The organism is Alteromonas sp. ABV2_168, from assembly GCF_056161165.1.
The window spans coordinates 193,542-215,378 of record NZ_JBSWYQ010000003.1 but is presented as its reverse complement, the minus strand read 5'-3'; the positions used below and the strand labels follow the sequence as shown (position 1 = coordinate 215,378).

15 protein-coding genes are annotated in these 21,837 nt (G+C 51.1%); 2 read left to right on the top strand and 13 right to left on the bottom strand.

Features of this window, described 5'->3' with window-relative positions:
- Position 1 precedes the first annotated feature (1 nt).
- Positions 2–3,073: an efflux RND transporter permease subunit gene (locus ACXAH4_RS06505; RefSeq protein WP_474881174.1), complete on the top strand. Its 3,072-nt coding sequence runs from the start codon at positions 2–4 to the stop codon at positions 3,071–3,073.
- Complete coding sequence (locus ACXAH4_RS06500; protein WP_474881172.1) at positions 3,066–4,502, top strand: efflux transporter outer membrane subunit; 1,437 nt, start codon at positions 3,066–3,068, stop codon at positions 4,500–4,502. The genes ACXAH4_RS06505 and ACXAH4_RS06500 overlap by 8 nt, the downstream gene beginning before the upstream one ends.
- Positions 4,503–4,647: 145 nt before the next feature.
- On the opposite strand, the gene ACXAH4_RS06495 is transcribed toward ACXAH4_RS06500, so the two are convergent.
- The 13 genes from ACXAH4_RS06495 to ACXAH4_RS06435 all read right to left on the bottom strand — a co-directional run bounded on the left by ACXAH4_RS06495 (position 4,648) and on the right by ACXAH4_RS06435 (position 21,425).
- A complete protein-coding gene (locus ACXAH4_RS06495) occupies positions 4,648–5,088 on the bottom strand; it encodes a (R)-mandelonitrile lyase (protein ID WP_474881170.1) in 441 nt (146 codons plus the stop codon).
- A 64-nt stretch (positions 5,089–5,152) separates the two neighbouring features.
- Positions 5,153–5,848 carry a carboxymuconolactone decarboxylase family protein gene (locus tag ACXAH4_RS06490; RefSeq protein WP_474881168.1) on the bottom strand — a complete coding sequence of 232 codons (696 nt, stop codon included), beginning with the start codon at positions 5,846–5,848 and terminating at the stop codon, positions 5,153–5,155.
- A 488-nt stretch (positions 5,849–6,336) separates the two neighbouring features.
- A complete protein-coding gene (mobA, locus tag ACXAH4_RS06485; protein WP_474881166.1) occupies positions 6,337–6,930 on the bottom strand; it encodes a molybdenum cofactor guanylyltransferase in 594 nt (197 codons plus the stop codon).
- Positions 6,903–8,105: an alginate export family protein gene (locus tag ACXAH4_RS06480; RefSeq protein WP_474845083.1), complete on the bottom strand. Its 1,203-nt coding sequence runs from the start codon at positions 8,103–8,105 to the stop codon at positions 6,903–6,905. The genes mobA and ACXAH4_RS06480 overlap by 28 nt, the downstream gene beginning before the upstream one ends.
- 90 nt (positions 8,106–8,195) lie before the next feature.
- The gene (locus tag ACXAH4_RS06475) at positions 8,196–9,053 is read right to left on the bottom strand and encodes an ABC transporter ATP-binding protein (RefSeq protein WP_119500064.1); all 858 of its coding nucleotides are present in this window, start codon (positions 9,051–9,053) and stop codon (positions 8,196–8,198) included.
- 15 nt (positions 9,054–9,068) lie between these two features.
- The gene (locus tag ACXAH4_RS06470) at positions 9,069–10,058 is read right to left on the bottom strand and encodes an ABC transporter permease (RefSeq protein ID WP_474845086.1); all 990 of its coding nucleotides are present in this window, start codon (positions 10,056–10,058) and stop codon (positions 9,069–9,071) included.
- Positions 10,059–10,079: 21 nt separating this feature from the next.
- Entirely contained in the window at positions 10,080–11,405 is a 1,326-nt protein-coding gene (locus ACXAH4_RS06465) for a CmpA/NrtA family ABC transporter substrate-binding protein (RefSeq protein WP_442858449.1), read from the bottom strand.
- A 500-nt stretch (positions 11,406–11,905) separates the two neighbouring features.
- Positions 11,906–12,904: a glycosyl transferase family protein gene (locus ACXAH4_RS06460; protein ID WP_474845088.1), complete on the bottom strand. Its 999-nt coding sequence runs from the start codon at positions 12,902–12,904 to the stop codon at positions 11,906–11,908.
- Positions 12,888–13,778, bottom strand: coding sequence for a uroporphyrinogen-III C-methyltransferase (cobA, locus tag ACXAH4_RS06455; RefSeq protein ID WP_474845090.1), 891 nt, complete (start codon positions 13,776–13,778; stop codon positions 12,888–12,890). The genes ACXAH4_RS06460 and cobA overlap by 17 nt, the downstream gene beginning before the upstream one ends.
- Complete coding sequence (locus ACXAH4_RS06450; RefSeq protein WP_474881164.1) at positions 13,771–16,542, bottom strand: nitrate reductase; 2,772 nt, start codon at positions 16,540–16,542, stop codon at positions 13,771–13,773. The genes cobA and ACXAH4_RS06450 overlap by 8 nt, the downstream gene beginning before the upstream one ends.
- Positions 16,543–16,594: 52 nt before the next feature.
- On the bottom strand, positions 16,595–16,948 hold the full coding sequence (gene nirD, locus ACXAH4_RS06445; RefSeq protein ID WP_474845094.1) for a nitrite reductase small subunit NirD: 354 nt from the start codon (positions 16,946–16,948) through the stop codon (positions 16,595–16,597).
- A gap of 12 nt (positions 16,949–16,960) precedes the next feature.
- A complete protein-coding gene (gene nirB, locus ACXAH4_RS06440) occupies positions 16,961–19,504 on the bottom strand; it encodes a nitrite reductase large subunit NirB (RefSeq protein WP_474845096.1) in 2,544 nt (847 codons plus the stop codon).
- Positions 19,505–19,859: 355 nt separating this feature from the next.
- Positions 19,860–21,425 (bottom strand): SulP family inorganic anion transporter, encoded by a 1,566-nt coding sequence (locus tag ACXAH4_RS06435; protein ID WP_303573792.1) that lies wholly within the window; start codon positions 21,423–21,425, stop codon positions 19,860–19,862.
- Positions 21,426–21,837 lie beyond the last annotated feature (412 nt).

Below are 21,837 nucleotides of genomic sequence, written 5' to 3'. Positions count from 1 at the left end.
TATGGCCTTTACCGATATTTTCATCAAACGACCGACTCTGGCAGCGGTGATCAGTCTACTGATCCTGCTGATCGGAGTCAGCGCGTTTTATAATCTGCAAATCCGCCAGTATCCGAAAATGGAAAGCGCGACGATTACTATCGATACCTCGTTGCCAGGCGCCACGCAGGAAATGATGCAGGGATTTGTTACCCAACCCATCGCTCAGGCTATTGCCACCGCCAGTGGTATCGAATACCTGTCATCAACCTCCCGTCAGGGCAGTAGCCACATTTCAGCCAAACTGGTGCTGAATGCCGATGCCGACCGCTCAATGACGGAAATTCTGGCCAAGGTCCAGACCGTTAAGTACAAACTGCCGGAAGGCGTAACCGACCCGGTGATCAATAAGATCACCGATGGTGCCTCGGCCATTCAGTATGTAGCGTTTACCAGTGACGTGCAGTCTCCGTCTGAAATTGCGGATTTCGCCACCCGGGTGGCACAACCGCTGGTGACTGCCGTGCCTGGTGTGGCGTCTGCCGACATTGCCGGTGGTGCGCCACTGGCCATGCGCATCTGGGTCGACCCGGTGAAGCTGGCCGGACGAAATCTGAGTCCGTCCGATATTGCCACTGCGCTACAGCAAAATAACGTCCAAGCCGCCCCCGGCCAGCTAAAAGGCGGCGGCACAGCGGTAAGCATCACTGCAGATACCGATCTCACCAGCGTAGACGCCTTCCGCAACATGATTATCCGTGAATCCGGCAACGACATAGTGCGACTGAAAGACGTGGCGACAGTGGATATCGGCGGTCAGAATACCAATAGCGTAGCGCTGAGTTCAGGTAAACGCTCCGTTTTCATGACCATCTCTCCCACCCCAGACGGTAACCCGCTGGAAATCGTGGCAAGTGTGAAAGCGCTGATCGAAGACATCCAGCATGTGGCCCCTCCGGGTCTGGTGATCACAAATCAGTTTGACGTTGCTCACTTTGTCGATGCCTCTATCGAAGAAGTGCAACACACCCTGATTGAAGCTATTGCTATTGTTATCGTGGTGATATTCCTGTTCCTTGGCACTTTTCGCGCGGTAATTATTCCGGTGGTGACCATCCCGCTATCGCTGCTCGGTACTGCCGCGCTGATGGTCATGTTCGGCTTCTCCCTGAACCTGCTGACACTACTGGCCATGGTACTGGCCATTGGCCTGGTAGTGGACGATGCCATCGTGGTGGTGGAAAATATTCACCGTCATATTGAAGAGGGTCACTCGCCGTTTCAGGCTGCACTAATCGGCACCCGTGAAATTATCGGTCCGGTTATCGCCATGACCATCACGCTGGCAGCCGTTTACGCACCAATCGGCATGATGGGCGGCCTTACCGGCGCGCTGTTCAAAGAGTTTGCCTTCACCCTGGCCGCATCAGTGGTGGTCTCCGGCGTCATCGCCCTGACCCTGTCACCAATGATGAGCAGCCAGTTGCTTGACTCTAAGCTGACCGAATCAAAAATGGCCCAGCGTGTTGAACACACCATGGAAAGTCTGACAAACGGCTATACCCGCCTGCTCGAATGTACGCTGGCAAATCGACCGGCCGTATTGCTGGTTGGCGTAGCCATACTGGCCACCATTGTAGTGTTCTTCATGAGCGCTAAACGGGAACTCGCTCCCCAGGAAGACATGGGCTACGTGTTCGTGCAGACCAAGGCACCGCAGCATGTGAGCGTGGATTACACCGAGAAATACAGCGCTCAGGTAGATGCCCAGTTCGCGGAATTACCAGAGTTCAACGGCAGCTTCTTCGCCATTGGTCTGGAAACCGAAAACGTGGGTTTCGGTGGCGTGATCATGGACGAATGGAGTGAGCGAAGCCGCACCGCCGATGATATTCAGGGCGAGCTCATGGGCCGCACGGCAGGTATTACCGGCGTGTATTCATCGGTATTTCAGGACAGTCCCCTGCCTGCCAGTACCGGCGGTTTACCGTTCCAGATGGTGCTGCGTTCGCCGGACGATTTCAACAGCCTGTTCCAGACTTTACAGGACTTAAAAGGCGCGGCCTGGGGCAGCGGTCTGTTCGCTTTCGTCGACAGCGATCTGGCCTTTGACAGTCCGCAGGCGCATATCACCGTTGATAAAGACAAAGCCGGTCAGCTTGGCGTGAGCATGACGGAAATCGCTAATGCACTGGCCATTCTTGTAGGCGAAAACTACGTGAACCGCTTTAACTGGTTTGATCGCTCTTACGATGTGATTGTGCAGGCGAATCAGCAGGACCGTCTGACCGCCGAAGATCTGGGTGAAATTTATGTACGTGCCAACACAGGCCGTTTGATTGCCCTGTCGACGTTCATCGACGTGGATATGCGTTCGCAGGCGAATCAGTTGCCGCAGTTTAACCAGATGAATTCAGCCACAGTTTCAGGTGTGCTCCTGCCCAGCGTGACCATGGGACAGGCGGTGGACTTTATGCGTCAGCAGCCGCTGCCGGATAACGTCACCATCGACTGGCTGTCGAACAGCCGTCAATTCGTGCAGGAAGGGAATCGCCTGACGGTGTCCTTCATCTTCGCGCTGATCGTGATATTCCTGGTGCTGGCAGCGCAGTTCAACAGCTTCCGCGATCCGCTGGTTATCCTGATAACCGTACCGCTGGCGATTTGCGGCGCGCTGGCTCCGCTGTACCTTGGCTTTACCACGCTGAACATCTACACACAGATTGGTCTGGTCACCCTGATAGGACTGATCTCCAAACACGGGATCCTGATGGTGAGTTTTGCTAACGATATGCAACAGCACGACGGTGTCGGCAAACACGAGGCGATCCGTCATTCAGCGGCAGTGCGGATGCGTCCGGTACTGATGACTACAGCCGCCATGGTGGCGGGTCTTATTCCGCTGCTGTTTGCTGCCGGAGCCGGTGCGTCCAGCCGCTTCGCGCTGGGCATCGTGGTGGTGATGGGCATGCTAGTGGGGACTTTCTTTACCTTGTTTGTACTGCCCACCCTGTACGTACTGATCGCAGGTGATCACCGTGTAAAACAGCAGGACGACGCGCCTGCTGCACCAAAGGAGCTTGCTCATGACTAAGACATTTTCAGCACTTGCTATCGCGCTGAGTCTGGCAGGCTGCAGCAGCATGACACGGGTGGAAACCCCACAGACGGCTGCGCCCTCACCGGTAGCATTTGAGTCTGCCGACGACAAATTCGGCCAGTCTGCCCCGCCAGCAAAATGGTGGCAGCTGTATCAGGACGATACGCTTAATCAGTTGGTTGAACAGGCCATTGAAGCCAACCGCGATCTGCGGGTGGCCCGGGCTAACCTGAAACGAGCCCGGGCACTGTTTGATGAAACCGACAGCCGCCGGTTGCCGTCAACGTCTGTTGATACGTCACTGGCCTACGGTGACAGCATTCCGGTTACAGGCATGCCGACGGGCACGCGCCAGTGGACGGATATGGGCAGTTTCAGTGTGAACTGGGAAGCCGATTTATTTGGTCGTGTCTCCCACGCCCTTGAAGCGGCTGATGCGGACATTGCGCGCCAGCAGGCACTACGGGACGGTGTGGCCCTGCAGGTGGCCGCAGATACGGTGGAAGCCTACTTGCGCGCCTGTACCTTGGCTGAAAGCAAACGGGTGGCCGAGAACTCAAGAGAAGTTACCCGGTCCCAACTGGAGTTTACAGAACAGATCCAGCAGGCCGGCGCCGCAACCCGGGCGGACATTGAAAGTGCAAGGGCCGCGCTGATGACGGCAGAAGCCGATATTCCGGCGCTGGAGGCTGAGCGTCAGGCCCAGCTGTTCCGGCTTGCGGCCCTGTTGGGAAGCACCCGGAACCAGTTACCTCAGGCAGCACAGGAATGCACTTCCGCACCGGTGCTGTCGGATGTCACGCCAGTGGGTAATGTGGCGGATATGCTGCGTCGTCGCCCGGATCTTCGCGAAGCCGAGCAACAGCTGCGCAGCGATACCGCGCTGAACAGTCTGGCCATTGCGGAGCTTTACCCCAGCATCTCTGTGGGCGGTAGTATTAATTACTTCGACAGCCGTCAGACCACGGGCGACAACTGGTCGTTTTCTGTTGGTCCGCTTATCAGCTGGCAATTTCCCAATCAGCTGGCAGGCCGCGCCAGAGTCCGTCAGGCTGAGGCCCGGGTGGAGTCATCCGTAGCCGCGTTTGAAGGCCGGATCATTCAGGCATTGCAGGAAGTAGAAACCGCCCTCACCCGGGTGACTTCGCTGGACCGGCAGGTTGACGCGTTGGAACAGGCGGCTGAACACGCCGAACTGGCTTACAAACTCAGTAACCTGAGTAAAATCGCCGGTGCCCGTTCCTACCGGGATGTGCTGGAAACCCAACGTGACTGGCTGCTGGCAAGACAAGCTTTTCTGAATGCCAGACAGCAGCAGGTAGCACAACGCGTCACCCTGTTCAAAGCATTAGGCGGCGGTTGGGAAGACCTTCCGCTGACTGCCAGTCAGGACAATACAGCAAGCCCGACGCAACAGCCCTGAGCGCTGAAAATGGCCCTGGGCTTAGGCAATAAAAAAGCCCGGATTCGCTTCACAGCGAACCGGACTTTTGATTAACGACAAGTTTGTACGAGTCAGCTTTAATCTTGTCACAGGGAGCCACACGCTCAGCATCGTTTGACTAAACTTAGTCCTTAGTTACCGGCGTCTCCAGAAACTGTTCGTCAGTGACCGGTTCCATCCAGTCCACTACGCTGCCGTCTTTATGTTCGTTGATGGCAATGTGCTGCATAGAAGTCTTATCGGTGGCGCCGTGCCAGTGACGACGACCGCAGTTACACCAGATAATGTCACCTTCACGGATTTCGTGTTTCGGGCCTCCTTCACACTGATGCCAGCCCACACCGTGGGTAACAACCAGGATCTGACCAACCGGATGGGTGTGCCAGTTAGTGCGTGCGCCCACATCGAAGTTCACGATACCCACGCCGGCTTTTGATGGCTCAGGGGCCGCAAAATAACCGGAGATATGCACGCGGCCGGTAAAATTTATATCACCGCCGTCCATCGCTTTAAAGTCGCTCGCACGTACTATTTCAAAATCTTTATTTTTTAAATCTTCGCTCATGATAAATGTCCTGTCTGTTCTTTATGTACCGTCGGGCAAACAAATTGTCGGGCGGACAGATAAATTATTTTTCGTTACGCTTTTCAAAGATTTCTTTAAATACAGATAACGCAGAGAATGCTTTTGGCCAGCCACTGTAGAATGCCAGGGTGGTTAGCACTTCACCGGCTTCTTCCTGGCTCAGACCGTTGTCCATGGCTTTGTTCAGGTGGAAATTAACCTGCTCAACCTGGCTGGTAGCAACCAGCGCTGCAACAGTTGCCAGGCTGCGGTCGCGGGGTTCAAGACCAGGGCGTAACCATAAGTCACGGAACAGCGCGTCGGTAGTGTACTGAACCGTACCTGGCGAGACGTCACCGAAGATGCTGCCGACGTAATTCGCACGCTGTTTTTCCTGCTCTTCATTCAGTGGCAGTAATTCCAGCTCAGAAGACGGTAACTGCTTCGCTTTAATATCGCGAGCCGCATAAACCGGCCCGATAACAGCGATAGCGGCTTTTGCGTTAGCAAAACCGGTATAGAACGCGAGGTGATTTACAATTTCAGCAATTTCTTCAGGAGACACATCGCTGTCCAGAGCCTTGCCCACAATCTCAGGCATTGCGTCAAGCTGACCACGAGCAATCAGACCGGAAAGGGTAACGATGCTGCGGTCACGGGAAGACAGTACTTTGCGCTTCCATAAATCGTTGTCGATGACATTATTAAGGTTTCGTTGTACTTGAGGTGCAACGGTTTCTGCATAATCAGACTGTTTCATTGTAGTTAGTCCTGTTGCATAAAATGAGAATGAGAAGAGTGCCGCCAACAACTTAAACTTTGCAGGATTACAATAGGTCCTCGACATAAAACGAGTCATCGGGATGCTCCTTTTTGATATTTGAGGAGTTTAGACGTTAAACGCATATTCAATTACTTCCTTTCAGGATGGAATAAAAAGAATACGCAGAGTATGCATCAAAGTTTTATTTCTAATATTCAATGACACCATGAATGAAATTCATTGTTTTAAATAAAAAGTTGAATGACATACCTGTAGCCAATCCTTTAACGAACTGTTTTACCGAAAAGGCCGAAAGATAGACTATTCACAAAAATCCGAATGCCAAAAATAAGGTTCCTGGCTATATGCGGAGGGGCATAATTGATTGAGTTAACATTTTCAGGACATTGATGATTGAAATGACCAAGATCACACACTAAAGAAGAAAAAACCTTCGAATGATGTGTCAATCATTGACACTCAGATTAACGCTTCTCGCAGGCCGAAATATCAAGAACCCGCTGCCAGTCGTCATGGTTATTCACATTCGTCAATTCGTTTGCAAATTGTGGCAGGGCTACCGCTTCGCAGCCGAAACAATTGAGTAATCTGCGCAGGGATAATGAGGACTGATCTTTAACGCATTGTTTGAGGTTATTCATGCCCTGCTGCGAGTAGCAGATCACCAGTGGCATGATAGCATCACTGGTATATACGCTGGTCTCACGCTGGCGGCTCTCCTGCAGAATTGCCTGCAGGCACGATACCGTACAAAGGGGCATGTCTACCGGCATAACCAGTAATCTGGCACCATCCTGAATACGGGCCTGGCCGAGCATACTGAAAAGGGCCATAGCCGGCCCTTTATCTTCGTATAAATCGGTAAAATCGCAGTCTGTTTTGCCAAGGGTGTAAACCATCTCACAAACACCTGACAATGTTTGCAGGGTGGTATCCAGCAGCGTTAACCCATTCAGTGTCAGGCGGGATTTATCCCGCCCCATTCTGGATGACTTGCCGCCGCAGAGAACTAACCCTGCGGTTTCATGACTTAGAATTTCGCGCCGATCCAAACCCATACTTTATCAGTGTCCACTTTAATATCACCGGCAGAATACGTACCGTATTTCAGACCCAGTGTGAAATGCTCAGCTACTTTTGTGACGTATTGTACATTGATTTCACTACCGAGATCACTGACCCCTTCAGTGGCTTCATTTGCATCAAACGCGTGATAAGCTGCCAGCCATTTACCACCTGCCAGACCGCCACTGACGGTAAAGGCCAGGTCTTCCAGACCCTGTGCCGGTGTAGCAAGGAATTGATCCGTCCAGCCGTTAAACTTATGCAGGGTCGCCAGCGGTGTAGAGAAGCCGTACATGCCATTGTCTGAACCCAGCACTTCATAAGTCACTTTAGCCGTGATGCCGGAAACCACTGCACCACCTTCTAACATGTAATAATCGGCATCATAGCTGGCCGCGGGGGTATCGCTGGTTTGCGTGGCATATTCAGCATTATAAATCCATTTCACGGAATCCGTTGCGGTGCTGCCGGCATAGCTGATGCCGTAGGTATCGAGTCCGTTATCAACACCGTTATCCACTTCCAGTAAGTAAGCATACGCCGTGAACTTACCGATATCGCTGCTGTAAGACAGGTTCAGCAGGTGATCTTTACTGTCCAGGTCTGCCGCTTCAGCGAAAATACGGTTACGTTGGGTAACATACCCGTAAAATGCAGACATATTACCTGACGTGTACTTTGCGGTTACCCCGTCGAAGGTTTGCCAGTCCTGACGCCAGCCCACGTGGCCGACAAAGCGGTGACCGTCAAGTGCAATGATCTGACGACCGCCTTTAATGGTCAGGCCTTCATTCTTATATTGTACAAATCCCTGGTGCAACTCGGTGGTTTCAGGGTCTGCGATAACGGAATATTCACCCGCCTGGTAACCGGCCGGTGGCACTGAGTAATCGCCCTGCCCTAAAGCAATACGCACATCTTCCATTTCAGCAGTGAAAGAAAAACCTTTGTAGCTGCCGGATGTAATTCCCACCATTGTACGTAACGTCAGGGCATCGGCGTCAGCCAGCGCGTTATCCTGTTGCACACCCTCGTAACGCAAATTAAAGGCTGCCGTGGCAGTGGTTTCTTTCATTGCGTCATACCAGTCGGCTGCCATAGCCGGGGAAAAGACACCTGTGAGCGCAACAGCAAGCAGTGTGCGCGGGTACATTGCAGTTAGTTTCATCGTGTGTTCCTCTGATTTTGAGACAGAGATAGCCCGCCCGTGCCTTGCGGCTGAGCTATCCTATTGTTTTTATTAAACTGTGTGCTTTAGTCAGGCAGCATCAGACTTTTTTGCTGATGTAGCCTTAGTGTTTTTTGAATCTTTTTGACGGCTGTTAACCGGCTCAACTTTTTTCTGTTTTTCGTACAGGAAGGTGAGTACTTCATGGCGGTAATGGTTGTATTCCGGGTTATCTGCCAGCACCAGACGATCCCGTGGTCTTGGCAGATTAATATCCAGAATTTCACCAACCGTTGCAGCCGGACCGTTAGTCATCATCACAATGCGGTCAGACAACAAAACGGCTTCATCCACGTCATGGGTAATCATGATGACGGTATTGCCAAGGTCAGCATGAATGTCCATCAGTGAATCCTGCAAATGGGCACGGGTCAGTGCATCAAGGGCACCGAAGGGTTCGTCCATGAGCAGTACTTTAGGCTCCATAGCCAGTGCGCGGGCGATACCAACACGCTGTTTCATCCCACCGGAAATTTCCGAAGGCAGCTTGTCGATCGCATGGGTCATATGCACCAGCTCAAGGTTGTGCATCACCCAGTCTTTGATTTCGGCTTTAGACTTACCACGCAGAGTTTGCTTAACAGCAAGCTCTACATTTTTGTAAACGGTCAGCCAGGGCAGCAAAGAATGGTTCTGGAATACTACCGCCCGCTCCGGACCGGGCTCTTTCACTTCAGCGTTGTCCAGGATGACACCGCCGGAAGTTGCCTGATGTAAACCGGCAACGATGTTCAGTACGGTGGACTTACCGCACCCTGAGTGGCCGATTAGTGATACAAATTCGCCTTTGCTGATTTTCAGGTTTACGTCCCGTAAAGCAGTGAACGGGCCTTTCGGGGTAGGAAAATCGATACCTACCTGCGTCAGTTCAAGATGTTTTGCAGTCATATCTGTTTCTCCTGATTAGCGTAATACGCTGTTTTTGTCCCAGCTCACCATGCGCTGAAACATCAGCATGATGCGGTCCAGTACGAAGCCGATGGCACCGATAGTCAGTACAGCAACCATAATACGGGCCAGTGATTCTGAGCTGCCGTTCTGGAACTCATCCCACACGAACTTACCCAGCCCCGGGTTTTGTGCCAGCATTTCTGCAGCAATCAATACCATCCAGCCAATACCCAGCGACAAGCGCAAACCGGTAAAGATCATCGGAATTGAGGCAGGTAAAACAATTTTAGTCAGGTGTGTAGGCGGCTTGAGACGCAGTACGCGGCTTACATTCACCAGGTCTTTGTCGATGTTAGAGACCCCCACTGCCGTATTGATCAGTGTTGGCCACAAACAGCACAGTGATACTGTGAAAGCAGAAGTGACAAATGACTTGGAAAACATCGGGTCGTCTGACACATAAAGGGCACTGACTACCATCGTTACCAATGGCAGCCAGGCCAACGGAGACACGGGTTTGAAAAGCTGGATAAGTGGGTTAATCGCGGTATAAGCAGACTTGCTTAGTCCGCACATTATCCCTACCGGTACAGCGATGAGCGACGCAATAAAAAAGCCGACCATAACGGTGTACAAGCTTGTCCAGATTTGATCAAAGAAGGTTGGTGCGCCGGTAAAAGGACGAATTTTCGGTACATAGTCCGGGTCCTTTGCTGCCCGCGCTGCATTACGTTCTTCCTGTCGCTCGTAGAATGCGTCAGCCTTTTCCCGTTGCGCATTGTGTTCGTCCATGAGAGTCAGCGCCTGTGTCCATACCTGTGCCGGACCAGGGAACTGGCCCAGTGACGTATCGATGGTTTTTGCTACCCCGTTCCAAACGGCAAGGAAAAGCAGTAAACCAATGACTGGCAACAACAACGCTTGCAGGTTTGATAATATGACCTTCCCCATATTGCCTTCTTTTAATCCAATGGATGTGACTAATGACGCTGACTTGCTCATGTTCGTCTCCCGTATGCGTAATTAAAGTACGGTGTCGCCTTTCAGGCCGATACCAAAGCTTTCCAGATAAGCATTGGGCTTAGTACCGTCGTACGTTACGCCGTCAATGAATTCTGATTGAGGTGGTTTAAAACCAGATTCTGAGTCGAAATCAGGGAAGTCTGCAGCTTTCGCTTTGCCTTCCGCGATTAGCGCTTTAGCAGCGACAGCGTAGATGTCAGGACGATACACTTTCTTCGCCATGTCCATATACCAGCTGTCAGGTTTCGCTTCAGAGATCTGACCCCAACGACGCATTTGCGTTAAATACCAGATTGCATCGCTGTAGTACGGGTAAGTAGCGTTGTAGCGGAAGAATACGTTGAAATCAGGCACCTCACGCTTATCGCCTTTTTCGTATTCAAACGTACCGGTCATGCTGTTCGCCAGTACCGCTTCATCTGCACCCACATAAGAAGGTTTAGAGAGAATTTTTACCGCTTCAGGACGGTTAGCGTTGTTGTTTTCATCCAGCCACATCGCTGCACGGATCATCGCTTTTACAACACGAAGGTGCGTGTTCGGGTACTTTTCGGCCCATTCGTTGCTGACACCGAATACTTTTTCCGGGTTGTTTTTCCAGATTTCATAGTCGGTAATAACCGGTACACCAATGCCTTTAAACACGGCTTGCTGGTTCCACGGCTCACCTACGCAATAACCGTAAATGGTACCCGCTTCCATGGTAGCCGGCATTTGCGGCGGAGGTGTCACAGACAGCAGTGCCTGAGCATCAATCTGACCGGATGTGTCACCTTTGTGCGGTGCATAGAAGCCCGGGTGAATACCGCCGGCCGCCAGCCAGTAACGCAGCTCGTAGTTGTGGGTGGATACCGGGAATACCATGCCCATATTAAAAGGTTTGCCCGCTTCACGGTAACTGTCGACTACCGGCTTCAGATAATCCGCTTTAATCGGGTGAACCGGTTGACCGTTTTCCTGAGGGATGTGCTTTTCCATCTCCTTCCAGATGTCGTTGGAGACGGTAATACCGTTACCGTTTAAGTCCATGCTGAATGCAGTAATGATGTGCGCTTCAGTTCCGAAACCGATGGTTGCACCCAAAGGCTGTCCGGCCAGCATATGTGCACCATCCAGCTGACCGTCAATGACACGGTCGAGCAGAACCTTCCAGTTTGCCTGCGCTTCCAGCGTGACATACAAACCTTCGTCTTCGAAGAAACCTTTCTCATAAGCAATAGCCAGAGGTGCCATATCAGTCAGTTTGATAAAGCCGAATTTAAGCTCTTCTTTCTCGGGCCAGTCAATTTCCTGTGCTGTAACAGCTGAGACGCTTGCGCCTGCCATTGTCAACGACAGAGCCAGCGTAGATGCCAGCGCTTTTACTTTCTTTGTCAGACCAAATAACGGTTTTGACGCTTTCATGTGGGTTCCTCGTTGCCAAAAAAAAACCCACCACCTTAGCGAATGACCGCTAAGGTGGTGGGCTTCGTTGCCGCACTCCAAATCACTTTGAAGCAAGAATAAGTTGTAAGCGCGTTACTATGAATGTTCTTTTAATAAGCAGTAACTATCGCAAATTGGTTATTGCATCAGGTATGCCAAAAATTAAAAGTTATTAATATCAATCGCTTAAAAAAATACAGCATTAGGAACAGTAAAGGCTGTTTCAAATTTGTGCACAAAAAGCGCGCATTGCGCTCAATTGGGATGCAAATAGAAACCCTCCGACGTGTATCATTAAGGTGTAAATAAACATTAAATTAACAAAAAAGGCAGTTAAACTGCCTGATTTGCGCCACAAAATGCAGAATATTGCCGGTAACGGCAGGATGAAGAACTCAGCCTTACAAAGACTGAGTGAAAGGTAAAGCTTGCTTGTCTCTGTTTTGCCAGAGAGTAACAGCCTGCGTCGCGGCTTCCTCTGATGATAAGGAATCTGTCAGCATCAGATAGCTCACCAGGGTCGCATGAACGGCCTGCTCACCATATTGATGCTGAATATCGCCGCGCCAGAAGGCCAGCATATCAGCAATGTCCATATCCCTGTCTTTCATGGCCCACTTTTCCGTAAAAGCAGGTAACACCGCCGTTTCCGTCTCACCTTTACGGGTAATAAACAAATCCGTAGGCCTTTCACTATTCACTTCCGGATCGCCACCATCTCCCCGGAAACACAATGAATCCCACGCCGTGAAGGCTTCATTGACGTGCCGGTGTTTATGATCAAGATGCATATGATAAACACCCTGCACACAATACGGGGCTACCGTAGGATTCAGTAACCGCGCCAACGTATTCGCACAGGAACGCAGCGCAAAGACTTCGCGGAGCTTTATCAGAGTATTTAGCGGCGGCAGAACCACGCCTAAATCCAGATAGCTGGCATTGAAGCTGTCCAGTTGAGACTTCGCTTCGCTGATTGATGTCATAGCCTGCAAGCCCAGCGTTGGCAGCACGTGGCTGGCATATAAGCGACCGGAACCGGGTTCATGGGCACCGTGCAGAAAAACCCGTTTTCCTGTTTTTGCCAGCAAAGCTGCAGATAAAAGGTACCAGGGCAACTGGCGTCTTTTACCGGCATAACAACCAATGTCTACGTCAGGTTTGAGTGTGGCTAAATCTTGCGGGATAAGTTGATGGCATGCCTGAACAAAGCCAATGACTTCTTCGGGAGTTTCTTCACGGGTACGGAGCAACATTAAAAATGCGCCCCTTTGATCACCGGTCACTTCGCCGGCCAGCAGCATTCTCATCGCGGTGAATGCTTCTTCTCGGGTCAGACTACGGCTGCCTTTCTGACCCTTTCCTATTATTTTGATGTACTGACTAAATTCCTGCGACATGGGTTACCTGCTGAAGCAGTGCTGTGGAGACCTGTTGGCGAGACTTTACCACCTCTCCGAAGATCAACAAAGCAGGACCTTGCAGGTTTGCTGACGTTACCTTTTCAGCGATAGAAGAAACAGTGCCGGTGATCACTTGCTGGTTGGGAGTGCAAGCGTTCTCAATCACCGCCACCGGAAGGGTTTCACGAATACCGGCATCCACCAGCTCAGACGTGATTTTGCTCAACCGGGACAATCCCATGTACACCACAACAGTTTGACGCTGCATGGTATCTGCAAGCGTTGCCCAGTCGGGCATCTGGTTTTTATCTTTAAAACTGGCGGTGGTTAATGTCACCGACTGCGCGCAGTTGCGCTCTGTCAAAGGAATGCCGGTATAAGCCGAAGCCCCTGAAGCGGCAGTGATCCCGGGCACAATGGCAAACGGAATGTCAGCGGCTTCCAGCGCAGCGGTTTCCTCACAGGTACGGGCAAAAACTGCCGGATCCCCGCCTTTTAGCCGCACCACATTTAATCCTGACTGCGCCAGCTCAACCACCCGCTTGCAGATGTCATCCTGCACCATTGAATGTTTGCCTGCCCGCTTACCCACGAATTCCGTTTTCACATGGCGGGGAATTTCTGCAATGACAGACTCATCCACCAGCCAGTCAAACAGCACCACATCGGCCTGCTGCAGGCACTTCCATGCTTTGATGGTCAGCAACTCTGCATCGCCCGGGCCGGCGCCGACAATAAATACCTGCCCCTGTTTTTTCTCATCCGTCAGGGATGCCGGCGTCGCTGGCTGCATGACACGGTGACGTTGCTGGCCGGTCATCAGCTTACGGAAGAACATTTGCGGCAGTTTTGCGATGGCTGAATTAATCATGGAGAAGCACCTCAGGTGTAACTGCTTTTGCAGCTTGAGTAGAAGAATAACTGTCGATCATCTTTTGCAGTTCCGGTTTGCAGGAACCACAGTTAGTACCGCATTTAAGTTCATTGCCCAGTCCGTCGACAGAGGAGCAACCTGCCTGTATGACAGTTTCAATGGTTTTTTCCCGAACGGAGAAGCAACTGCATACCAGTTTACCGTTGAGGAACGCTTCATCAGGTGTACCGCGCAACAGATTAGCCAGCAGTTCTGAAGAGATGTCGTCCTGATGCAGACAACTGTCCAGCCACTCATCAGGTAACGCCCGGTAGCTCTGCTCCAACCATAAACCGAAAACAAAACGATTCTCACTGGTTGCGATGACCGTCAGACCTTTTTCATGCTGACGGGTAACAAGCAACCAGTGCGCGGGAAGCACGCTTTTCAAATTGCTGAACAGACTCCCGGTGTCGTTGTTGCTGGCAATGCGGAAGGCCGTGCCGCCGTCAGTGGTAGTTTTCGCCCAGTAATCAAAAGCCGGAGACAGAGCCGCTGCCACATCAGCGTCGCTGATAATCATTTGTCCGTGTAAATTAAAACTGACTGCAGCAACACTCACCGCGCCCTGTTTCAGTTCAGGCTGTCCGGATAAGGGGTCGTGGGCGCCATTAAATAACGCCCCAAGTGTCAGGTTAGAGCCCCAGGTAGCAGACCAGTGAATAGGCGCAAAACAATTGCCTTTACGCAGCTGTTTGTCTTCAACCACAGGTAAAATAACCGGCTCACCGGTATTGCAGGCGCTGTTCACAGCAACCAGTCCCTGTGCTGACAGTCCAAGCGTTTTTATGTCTTCAGGGTGCAAAGACAGTTGAGAATACGGTGCATGCTTGAGTAATTTCCCTGCTTTACCGGTACGGGTCATGGTATGCCACTGGTCACGACTGCGACCGGTATTAAGTACAAACGGAAATGCTGTTGTGGTTTGCTGTTCGGGCAACCGGGGGGAAATCGCGATAAAACGGGCTTTTTTATCTGCGGTAAAAAATGCGCCATCAGCAAACAAGCGCGTCGCGCCGGCTACTGTTTTTTCCGGCACCGGCCATTGCACAGGACGGAAGTTATCGTATTCCGCAATTGTTAAGCCGCTAAGACCGCCCAAATCCAAAGCGCGGTTGCCGTGATTCTCAAAAGCGGTCAGGCGAGCATGTTCATCGAAGATTTCAGCCGGGTGCTGGTAATCAAAATGTTCTGCAAACCCCATTTTTGCTGCCACAGCACATAAAGCCTGCCAGTCATGTCTGGAATCACCTGCCGGTTTCAGTAAACCGCGCTGGCGTGAAATACGTCTTTCTGAATTGGTTACTGTACCGTTTTTTTCTGACCAGCCGGATGCCGGCAGCGCAATATGAGCAAACTTCAGAGTATCGTTTTTGGTCACCATATCCGATACCACAACCATATCGCATTTGCTCAGTGCCGCTTCGACTTCACAGCGGTTTGGCATGCTCACCACAGGGTTAGTGGCCATGATCCAGACAAACTTCACTTTGCCTTCATTAATCCGCTTAAACAGATCAACCGCTTTTAACCCCGGCTTTTCAGCCATACGGGGCGACTGCCAGAAACGTTGCACCCGATCACGGTGCTGCGCGTTATCAATATCCATGTGAGCAGCCAGCATATTCGCCAGTCCGCCAACTTCGCGGCCGCCCATGGCATTAGGTTGTCCGGTAATGGAGAACGGTCCGCTGCCTGTTTTGCCAATTTTGCCTGTCGCCAGATGGCAGTTGATAATGGCATTACCTTTATCTACACCACTGGTGGACTGATTGATACCCATAGAGAAAAAGGTAATGGCTCGTTGACGTTCGAGGAACAGCGTGAACAGTGCCAGTATATCGTGCTCCGGCACGTCACATTCTTCAGCCACACGGCTCAGCGAATATTCTGCCGCACTGGACAGTGCCGCCTCAAAACCACTGGTTGAAGCGGCAATAAAATCAGTATCCAGGCCACCGTTTTGTGCCAGAAAATGCAGCAGACCGTTAAACAGCACTGCATCAGTGCCCGGTTTTAACGGAATGTGTAAATCGGCCAGCGTGGATGTATCTGTTGCCCGCGGGTCAACCACAACCACTTTCATATCCGGATTTTGTCGTTTTGCCCGCTCCATACGCTGGAACAGCACCGGATGTGTCCAGGCAGCGTTGCTGCCTGTAAGGATGAGCAAATCCGTCTGCTCCAGGTCTTCGTAGTTGCACGGTACGATATCTTCCCCGAAAGCGCGTTTATACGCGGCAACCGCAGAAGACATACAAAGTCGTGAGTTGGTGTCGATGTTCGCGCTGCCAACATACCCCTTCATAAACTTATTGGCGACGTAGTAGTCTTCAGTGAGCAGTTGTCCTGAAACATACAGCGCCACAGCATCCGGGCCATGCTCATCAATCACATGTTGCATTTTTTCAGCAATGGCGCTGGTTGCAGTGTCCCAGGATACCGGCTTGCCGCCCATCTGAGGCTGAGTCAGGCGGCCATTAAGATCATTGGTTTCAAGCAGGTTGGTGCCTTTTACACATAATCTGCCGAAGTTGGCCGGATGTTCAGGCGTACCGGTAAGGGCTTTAAGCGTTGTTTTATTGCCTGCTGTTTCCAGCGTGATGTCCACACCACAACCAACGCCACAGTAAGGGCACGTTGTCTGCGCAAGCGTTGGTGTCCTGGCAACACTTTTAGGGGCAGACTGTACTGAAATTACTGTGGCGCGGGCGTGATTCATGGTAGTTACCTGTGCTTTTAATGGTGGTCAGCAGACCTTTTAAACCGGAATCTTACAGTGCAACCTGTACGCGGCCGTCTTCAAGACGGACATCGTATACAGACAGGCTGACTGCTTCATTCTCGACACATTTCCCCGTCACCAGAGAGTAATGCTCTTTATACAAAGGAGAGGCAATCACGGCTTCACCTTTAACAGAACCGACAATGCCGCGGTATATCACATTGGCTTTACCTACCGGGTCCCAGTTTGAGACTGCGTAAAGGTTGGTGCCGCCGGCTGTGTTCAAGGCGAAGATCGCAACCTGTTGTTCGTCAATCAGGGCGCACACGCCACTGTTGGCAACCAGGTCACTTTGTTCACAGATGTCGTGCCAGCGCGGCATGATTTCTACAGATGCTTGCATGATATTGTCTCCTTAAACCAGCTCTACCGGAATACGCGATGTACCCGCAATTTTCTCTGCCTCTGTGGCAGGGCGGATCTGACCACGCTCGTCTACAAACTGAATGTTTGAATCGCTTTCTTTACTGTTCACAAACTGACGGAAACGCTTCCGTGATTCAGGTGACTCCAGTGTGGTTTTCCATTCGCACTGATAAGCATCAACCACAGCCTGCATCTGATCTTCCAGCTCCTGACAAATACCCAGTGCATCATCAATCACGACAGATTTAAGATAATCGAGTCCGCCTTCCAGGTTTTCCATCCACACCGATGTGCGCTGTAATCTGTCAGCTGTTTTCACGTAGAACATCAGTACACGGTCGATATATTTGACCAGTGTTTCATCATCAATATCGGTGGCGAACAAATCTGCGTGACGGGGCTTCATACCGCCGTTACCGCACACATACAGGTTCCAGCCTTTTTCCGTTGCAATTATGCCAATGTCTTTGCCCTGTGCTTCTGCACATTCACGGGTACAACCTGATACTGCAAATTTGATTTTGTGAGGTGCACGCAGGCCTTTGTAACGATTTTCCAGATCAATAGCCTGACCTACAGAGTCCTGTACACCGTAGCGGCACCAGGTGCTGCCCACACAGGATTTAACCGTACGCAGTGCTTTGGCATAGGCGTGGCCGGTTTCAAAACCACCGTCGACCAGTTCCTGCCAGATATCAGGTAACTGCTCTACACGGGCACCGAATAAATCGATACGTTGTCCACCGGTTATCTTGGTATACAGGCCATATTTCTTCGCCACTTCACCAATCAGGATAAGGCCTTCCGGGGTGATTTCACCGCCGGGTACACGGGGTACAATGGAATAAGTACCATCTTTTTGCATGTTACCCAGGTAGGTATCGTTGGTGTCCTGCAGCGGCAAATTAGTTTGCGTAAGAATGTAGTCATTCCATACTGAAGCCAGAATAGAGCCCACTGCCGGCTTACACACATCACAGCCCAAACCGGTACCGTGCTTTTCAAGCAGTGCATCGAAGCTTCGGATCCCTTCCACTTTTACCATGTGGTAAAGCTCCTGGCGGGTAAAGTTGAAATGCTCACAAATGGCTTTTGACACTTCCACACCACGTTTCTCAAGCTCGCTGTCCACCACATTTTTAAGCAGTGCCGCACAACCACCGCAACCCGTTGCCGCTTTGGTCGCTGACTTCACGTCGCCAACACTGCAGCAACCGCCGTCGATGGCTGCCGAAATATCGCATTTCGCCACGTTGTGACAAGAACAGATAGTCGCCGTATCCGGCAGCGCATCAGCGCCCAGAGCAGGCTTGTCTGACGATGAAGGCAGAATAAGCGATTCAGCGTGCTCAGGCAGTTCAATGCCGTTTAACGCATATTGCAATAAGGTATCGTAATCACTGGTATCACCTACCAGCACAGCACCGATAACCTGCTTTTGAGCCGCATCAACCACCAGCTTTTTGTAAACGCCGTCTGGCTGGTTGTGATAGGTATAGCTCAGTGCGCCCGGGGTTCTGGCATGTGCATCACCGATAGAGCCCACTTCTACGCCCATAAGTTTAAGTTTGGTACTCATGTCAGCACCGGCAAACTCACCTTCTTTACCGGCGATGTTTGCTGCAACCGCACGGGCCATGGTGTAGCCTGGCGCAACCAGACCAAAAATACGGTTGTCCCATAACGCACATTCACCGATAGCATAGATGTCGGGGTCAGATGTCTGGCACTGATTGTTAATGACAATACCACCACGTTCGCCTACTGCCAGCTCCGCTGACCGGCCCAGAGCATCCGACGGGCGTATACCGGCAGAGAATAAAATCATGTCGGTTTCTAAGTGTGAGCCGTCGGCAAACACCATGCGGTAGCGGCTTTGTTCACCGGCCTCAATCACTTGGGTAGCTTTTTGTGTATGTACTGTTACGCCCAAATCTTCAATTTTAGTGCGCAGCAGATCACCGCCCTGCCCGTCCAGCTGGACGGCCATCAATTGAGGCGCAAACTCAACCACGTGTGTTTCTACACCGGCTTGTTTCAGTGCGTTTGCTGCCTCAAGACCCAGCAATCCTCCGCCTACTACCACGCCAGTTTTACTGACGGCAGCAGAGGCTTCGATGGCCTGAAGATCTTCAATGGTTCGATAGACCAGACAATGAGGCTGGTCGTTACCCGGAATAGGTGGAACAAACGGATATGAACCGGTTGCCATCACCAGCACATCATAATCAAAGGTGTCAGTTTTGGTGCTGACGGTTTTGTTCTTACGGTCAATGCTTTCGACCCGGGCATTCAGCTTAAAGTTAACGCCCCACTTGGTATAAGTTTCTTCATCTGTCATGGCCAGATCGGCTGCCGTTGCACCGGTAAACCACGAAGAAAGATAAACACGGTCATATGCCAGACGGTTTTCGCCACTTAACACTGTAATGTCACAGGGGTACTCACTGGCGACCAGTTGTTCGACAAAGTGGTGACCAACCATCCCGTTACCGATAACGAGTACTTTTGGATGTGTTGTTGATGTTGTCATTGTTTAACCCTTTCTTTGAGCCATAAAAAAAGCCCACACTCAGATAAACTGAACATGGGCTTCTTTGCCTGATACGCACTTAACGTGCACAAATTGTTTCCTTACACAGCGTCAGGCTCTTGCCGGCCTTTAACTTCACGCTATGTGGATATCTACGTGATATCACTTACGGTTATGTATTGGATATAGCAGGTATGATGCCAGTTTGAGCAATGTCTACAGATCAATAAGTTAGCTTAAACTGCGCGATTCAGATGCGTATTCTGCTTCCGGAAACACGCACCTTAACACTGCAATTGCACTATTTTAGTGCCAGCCTTGTCCTGACCGGCAACCTCTGGCGCAACTAACCGGCTTAACCTAATTTATCCGTTGCTACCCGATAACGCGGGTCTTCATTGACATTAATTTCAACAAACTTATCGGCTTTTGTAAGCAGGCCACGACACTCAGAACTGATATGCCGGATGTGCAGCTTTTTACCCTGCTCTTCGTATTTACCGGCCAGACTGTCCAGCGCATCGATACCGGAAGAGTCCCAGATGCGGCTGTTATTAAAATCGATCACCACGTCATTCGGGTCATTAGCTACATCAAACATCTCTTTAAAGTGATGAATCGAACCAAAGAAAACCGGTCCGCGCAGCTCATAAACCTTCCAGCCATCGTCATCGATGTGGGTTTTTGCTTCAATGTAGCGGGCCGCTTTCCAGGCAAAAACCAGTGCCGACACAATCACACCAACAACAACAGCAATGGCGAGGTCAGAGATAACGGTTACCGCTGTTACCAGGAACAGCACGAATGCATCTTCCTTATTCACACCACGAATTATGCGGAACGATGCCCATTCGAAGGTACCGATTACTACCACGAACATAACGCCTACCAGTGCAGCAAGGGGAATCATTTCAATCAGCGGCGCTGCAAACAGGATAAAGCCCAGCAGCACTACCGCTGCAGTAATCCCTGACAAACGGCCACGGCCACCGGAGTTGATGTTGATCATCGACTGCCCAATCATGGCACAACCGCCCATACCACCAAAGAAACCGTTCACGGTGTTCGCCACACCCTGACCAATACATTCTTTGTTTCCGCGACCACGGGTATCCGTCATCTCATCGATAAGTGTGAGAGTTAACAGTGACTCAATTAAGCCAACCAGGCATAAAATGACTGAAGTTGGCAGGATAATCATCAGCGTATCCCAGGTGAACGGCACCATAGGGATAGAGAATGTTGGCAACTCACCGGCCAGTGTGGCCGTGGCTTTTTGATCTGCCGGTAGTAAATCACGGACAAAATCGATAACGGTACGGGCTTCTAAATCCAGACCATGTACCAGCAGCGTAATGGTGACGATAGCCACCAGCGAGGCTGGAACAGCCTTTGTCAGCTTAGGCAACAGATAGATGATCGCCATTGTCAGCCCCACCAGACCCAGCATGATGTAAAGCATGGTGCCCTGCATCCATTCCAGTGAACCCGGCGCATTTTGCACTTTAAACTGACCTAACTGGGCAAGGAATATAACGATAGCGAGGCCATTTACAAAGCCCAGCATCACCGGATAGGGTACCAGCCGGATGAACTTACCCAGACGGAATACCCCGCACAAAATTTGCAGCAAGCCTGCCAGCACCACAGCAGCAAAAAGATATTGCACGCCATGCTCTGCAACCAGTGCCACCATTACAACGGCCATTGCCCCTGTTGCGCCGGAAATCATGCCCGGACGACCACCGATGGCAGACGTAATGAGGCCCATCATAAAGGCCGCATACAAACCAATCATAGGTTCTACACCGGCAACAAAGGCAAATGCCACAGCTTCAGGTACTAAAGCCAGTGCGACAGTAATGCCAGACAGCACGTCGTTTTTAACATTGCTGTCTTTGCTATTAATCAAATCAAACATGGGTGTCCAATTATTCAGTACATGGTTAGAAAACGGTCGGCGATTCTATCACCATCGACCTGCAAAGTCCTTTAACAGAATGTTAAAACCGGCTGTCACGCTGTCACTGTACGCTGCCAGAAAAAGGTACAGCGGCTCTGTAAGGGTTACAGTAATCTCCAATAAATGTAAGGCAGAGAATTTGCAGCCAAATTACATACAGCTCTTTCATGGCAAGGGCTGCAGCACAAAGTATAGCTGACGGCATAAGGACTGCATTCGGGATTAGTTCGGGGAAGCCGCGGACAGAGTGGGAATTCACATTTAAAACCGTCAGCCGCATGGATGCGGCTGCCGAGCGCCCAGGGATGGGTTTACCGCGAGTTTTAAATGTGAATTCCCTTTCTGGCCAGAAAGGCTTCCCGTCACTGTT

Coding starts and splice junctions, on each gene's coding strand:
- ACXAH4_RS06450 (WP_474881164.1), bottom strand. CDS start 16,542: ATGAATCACGCCCGCGCCACAGTAATTTCAGTACAGTCTGCCCCTAAA.
- ACXAH4_RS06495 (WP_474881170.1), bottom strand. CDS start 5,088: ATGAGCGAAGATTTAAAAAATAAAGATTTTGAAATAGTACGTGCGAGC.
- ACXAH4_RS06480 (WP_474845083.1), bottom strand. CDS start 8,105: ATGAAACTAACTGCAATGTACCCGCGCACACTGCTTGCTGTTGCGCTC.
- ACXAH4_RS06460 (WP_474845088.1), bottom strand. CDS start 12,904: ATGTCGCAGGAATTTAGTCAGTACATCAAAATAATAGGAAAGGGTCAG.
- ACXAH4_RS06490 (WP_474881168.1), bottom strand. CDS start 5,848: ATGAAACAGTCTGATTATGCAGAAACCGTTGCACCTCAAGTACAACGA.
- nirB (WP_474845096.1), bottom strand. CDS start 19,504: ATGACAACATCAACAACACATCCAAAAGTACTCGTTATCGGTAACGGG.
- cobA (WP_474845090.1), bottom strand. CDS start 13,778: ATGATTAATTCAGCCATCGCAAAACTGCCGCAAATGTTCTTCCGTAAG.
- mobA (WP_474881166.1), bottom strand. CDS start 6,930: ATGGGTTTGGATCGGCGCGAAATTCTAAGTCATGAAACCGCAGGGTTA.
- nirD (WP_474845094.1), bottom strand. CDS start 16,948: ATGCAAGCATCTGTAGAAATCATGCCGCGCTGGCACGACATCTGTGAA.
- ACXAH4_RS06435 (WP_303573792.1), bottom strand. CDS start 21,425: ATGTTTGATTTGATTAATAGCAAAGACAGCAATGTTAAAAACGACGTG.
- ACXAH4_RS06500 (WP_474881172.1), top strand. CDS start 3,066: ATGACTAAGACATTTTCAGCACTTGCTATCGCGCTGAGTCTGGCAGGC.
- ACXAH4_RS06505 (WP_474881174.1), top strand. CDS start 2: ATGGCCTTTACCGATATTTTCATCAAACGACCGACTCTGGCAGCGGTG.
- ACXAH4_RS06475 (WP_119500064.1), bottom strand. CDS start 9,053: ATGACTGCAAAACATCTTGAACTGACGCAGGTAGGTATCGATTTTCCT.
- ACXAH4_RS06465 (WP_442858449.1), bottom strand. CDS start 11,405: ATGGCAGGCGCAAGCGTCTCAGCTGTTACAGCACAGGAAATTGACTGG.
- ACXAH4_RS06470 (WP_474845086.1), bottom strand. CDS start 10,058: ATGAGCAAGTCAGCGTCATTAGTCACATCCATTGGATTAAAAGAAGGC.